Source organism: Mycobacterium sp. TH-M15 (assembly GCF_057473705.1).
The window spans coordinates 1-3,862 of sequence record NZ_JBYCLB010000522.1 but is presented as its reverse complement, the minus strand read 5'-3'; the positions used below and the strand labels follow the sequence as shown (position 1 = coordinate 3,862).

General features: G+C 71.7%; 4 protein-coding genes and 1 riboswitch. Of the genes, 1 reads left to right on the top strand and 3 read right to left on the bottom strand.

Translation table 11 applies throughout. The annotated features are described in order from the left end of the window. From AC2VNT_RS12760 to AC2VNT_RS12750, 3 genes are all read right to left on the bottom strand, one after another. On the bottom strand, window positions 1-603 hold a 603-nt coding region (locus tag AC2VNT_RS12760), incomplete at its 3' end, for a class I SAM-dependent methyltransferase (protein ID WP_486947210.1). 47 nt (window positions 604-650) lie between these two features. Then, a complete protein-coding gene (gene metX / locus AC2VNT_RS12755) occupies window positions 651-1,838 on the bottom strand; it encodes a homoserine O-acetyltransferase MetX (RefSeq protein WP_486947209.1) in 1,188 nt (395 codons plus the stop codon). Window positions 1,839-1,849: 11 nt separating this feature from the next. Next, window positions 1,850-3,202 (bottom strand): bifunctional o-acetylhomoserine/o-acetylserine sulfhydrylase, encoded by a 1,353-nt coding sequence (locus AC2VNT_RS12750; RefSeq protein ID WP_486947208.1) that lies wholly within the window; start codon window positions 3,200-3,202, stop codon window positions 1,850-1,852. Between the two features lie 169 nt (window positions 3,203-3,371). Next, a riboswitch (SAM riboswitch) is annotated at window positions 3,372-3,491 on the bottom strand. 139 nt (window positions 3,492-3,630) lie between these two features. On the opposite strand from AC2VNT_RS12750, the gene AC2VNT_RS12745 reads away from it, so the two are divergent. Then, window positions 3,631-3,862 (top strand): NADP-dependent isocitrate dehydrogenase (locus tag AC2VNT_RS12745; protein ID WP_486947211.1); only part of this gene is annotated, 232 nt, incomplete at its 3' end.

Here is a 3,862-nt window from a genome sequence, read left to right as displayed (position 1 = left end):
GCTGCGGGATGCCACCAGGTCGATCAGCGCCTGCGGGGTCAGGTAGCTGGTCCACTCGACCTGGTGGTGGGCGATGCCGGCGAACGGGCGCGGCAGGGTCACCCCGGCGTCGACCACGTCGCGGGCGTCCTCGCGGCCGATGATCCCGCCGTGCTCCTTGACCCAGCCGAGTCGCTCGTCGCGGGTGTTCCACACCAGCCCCAGCCGCCCGCCCGGCCGCAGCACCCGGACCAGCTCCGGGATCGCCCGCGCCGGGTCGAACCAGTGCCATGCCTGCGCCACCAGCACGGCGTCGACGCTGTCGTCGGGCAGCGGGATCTGTTCGGCCGTCCCGAGCAGGGCCGCGGTTTTCGGCAGCGCGGTGCGCAGCATTTCGAGCATCTCGGCGATCGGGTCGACGGCCACCACGTCCAGCCCGCGCTCGACCAGCCGGGTGGTGAGCTTGCCGGTGCCGGCCCCCAGGTCGAGGACGTCCCGGGCGCCGGTCGGCAGCAGCCAGTCGATCGCCTCCGGCGGATACGACGGCCGGCCCCGCTCGTAGGCGCCCGCCTGCGAGCCGAACGACAGCGAGCGGTCGTGTCGGGCCTGTCGGGACGGGCTCACCGCGCCGTGCCCATGGCTCGGCTCCTTACTCGTGAGCTGGCGCTCACTCACCGTCGCCTCGGTGTCCCATGGCTCGGCTCCTTACTCGTGAGCTGGCGCTCACTCACCGTCGCCTCGGGCCTGCTCAGGTCCAGGGTCTGCCGGATCAGCTCGCCGACCGCGTCGATCTCCAGCAGGAAGCCGTCGTGCCCGCGATCGGAGTCGAGCACCCGCAGCTCGTCGCAGCCGGGCAGCAGGCCGGCGAGCTCGGCCTGCAACCGCAGCGGGTAGAGCCGGTCGGACGTGATCCCGGCGACCACCGCCGGTACGCCGCAGCCGCGCAGCGCGGCGGCCACCCCGCCGCGGCCGCGGCCGACGTCGTGGCTGTTCAGCGACTCGGTCAGGGTCACGTAGCTGCCGGCGTCGAACCGGGCGACCAGCTTGTTGCCCTGGTGCTCCAGATAGCTCTGCACCGCGAAACGTCCGCCGGCGGCCGGGTCTTCGTCGTCCTGGGCGCTGTTGGCGAACCGCCGGTCCAGCTCGACCTCGCCCCGATAGGTCAGGTGGGCGATCTGGCGGGCGATGGCGACGCCGGTGTCGGGGCTGTGTCCGGTGCCGTGGTAGTCGCCGCCTTGCCAGTGTGGGTCGGCCTTGACGACGGCGATCTGGGTGGTCTGGGTGCCGATCTGGTCTGCGGTGGCCCGCGCGCCGACCGCCAGCAGCAGCCCGGCGCGGACCCGGTCGGGATGGCCGATCATCCACTCCAGAGCGCGGGCGCCGCCCATCGATCCGCCCAGCACGGCGGCGGCTTCGGTGATGCCGAGCGCGTCGAGCGCGGCGATGTCGGCCTGCACCTGGTCGCGGATCGAGATCGCCGGGAACCGGGAGCCCCACGGCTTCCCGTCACGGGCCAGTGAGCTGGGGCCGGTCGAACCACGGCACCCGCCGAGCACATTGGTGGCCACCGCGCACCAGCGGTCGGTGTCGATCGGCGCGCCCGGCCCGATCAGCCCGTCCCACCAGCCCGGCGTCGGGTGGCCCGGGCCGGCGGGCCCGGTGACGTGCGAGTCGCCGGTCAGCGCGTGAAGCACCATCACCACGTTGTCCCGGGTGGGGGAGAGCTCGCCCCAGCGCTGCCCGGCGATACAGACGTCGTCGAGCACGGCGCCGCTCTCCAGGGTCAGCGAGCCGATGTCGACCACACCGGTCTCGCCCTCGGCGGGCAGCGTCTGCGTCGACACGTCGGAGATCGTCACGTCAGACCGCCTCAACGAGCCGCCAGCGCCGGCGGGTCCGCGACCTGCCGGCCGGATCGCGCGGCGGCGAACCCCAGCTCCAGGTCGGCGAGGATGTCGTCGATGCCCTCGATGCCCACCGACAGCCGCACCAGCCCGGGGGTGACCCCGGTGGTCAGCAGCTCCTGCTCGGTGAGCTGGCTGTGGGTGGTCGACGCCGGATGGATCACCAGCGACCGCACGTCGCCGATGTTGGCGACGTGGCTGTGCAGCCGCAGCGCGTCGACGAAGGCCTTGCCGGCCCGCACCCCGCCGTCCAGCTCGAAGGAGAGCACCCCGCCGACGCCCTTGGGGGCCAACCGCTTTGCGCGGTCGTGCCACGGCGAGCCGGGCAGCCCGGCGTAGTTGACGCTCAACACGCCGTCGTGGCCGGCCAGGAACTCCGCCACCTTCTGGGTGTTGGCGACGTGGCGCTCCACCCGCAGGCTGAGCGTCTCCAGGCCCTGGGCGATCAGGAACGCGTTGAACGGCGAGGCCACCGACCCGTAGTCGCGCATCAGCTGGGCGCGGATCTTGACCGCGTACGCCGGCGGGCCCAGATCGGCGTAGACCAGGCCGTTGTAGCTCGGGTCGGGGGTGGTGAACCCGGGGTGGCGGCCCTGAGTCCAGTCGAAGGTGCCGCCGTCGACGATCACCCCGGCGATCGCGGTGCCGTGCCCGCCCAGGTACTTGGTGGCCGAATGCACGACGATGTCGGCGCCCTGGCTGATCGGCTGGATCAGGTACGGGGTGGGGATGGTGTTGTCGACGATCAGCGGCACCCCGTGCTGGTGGGCCACCGCGGAGACCGCCGGGGTGTCCAGCACGTCGATCTTCGGATTGGAGACGGTCTCGGCGTAGAACGCCGTGGTGTTTCCGCGCACCGCCGCCTGCCAGCTCGCCGGATCGTCCGGGTCCGCCACGAAGCCGACCTCGATGCCCAGCTTGGGCAGCGAGTAGCGGAACAGGTTGTAGGTGCCGCCGTACAGTCGCGGGCTGGCCACGATGTGGTCGCCGGCGCCGGCCAGGTTGAAGACCGCGTAGGCGCTGGCCGCCTGACCGGCCGAGAGCAGCGTCGCCGCCACCCCGCCTTCGAGCGCGGCGACCCGCTCCTCGATGACCGCGTTGGTGGGGTTGGTCAGCCGGGTGTAGATGTTGCCGGGCTCAGCCAGCGCGAACCGGCCGGCCGCCTGGTCGGTGTCGGCGAACAGGTAGGACGTGGTCTGGTAGATCGGCAGCGCACGGGACCCGGTCTCCGGGTCGCCGCGGTGCCCGACGTGAATCTGTTTGGTCTCGAACGACCAGTGCGCGCTCGGATCGGGATGAGTGTCGGTGTCGGCATTCATGGTGGATGCTTTCTGGGGTCAGTGGCGGATGTCGTCGGCGGCTCACGGACGGCGCGGCCGATCGGCGGCGCGGCGCGTGGCGTGGATTCAGCGACGACAACACATGCCGAGCTGGCCCGAAGAGGCACGCATCAGGTTCCCCTGTTCTACTCGGGGGCCCGTTGTGGCGGACCCGCGCTTGCCGCGTAGCCGCTGGTGGCTACCCAACCCGGTCATCACCCGGGGCACCCCACCGCGGTTGGAGGGTTGCCGACCAGCAAGCCGGGGCTTGACGCTGGCGCTCATGACCGTTTCGCAGTTTATCGCACCACGGTGAACCGCCGCCAGTTCACGGCCGACCGGACGCTGGCACAATTGGGCCGGTGGACGACACGGGTCGCCGCCAGACAACACCGAGAACCAGACAGCCAGTGACGCCGGGAGAAGACATGTGCGCCGAGCAGCCGACCATCACCTACACGCTGACCGACGAGGCGCCGATGCTGGCGACGTATGCGTTTCTGCCGGTGCTGCGCGCGTTCACCGAACCGGCCGGCATCGCGGTCGAGCTCAGTGACATCTCGCTGGCGCATCGCATCCTGGCCGAGTTCCCCGACTTCCTCACCGAGGCGCAGCGGGTGCCGAACACCCTGGCCGAGCTGGGCGCGATGACGAAGCGGC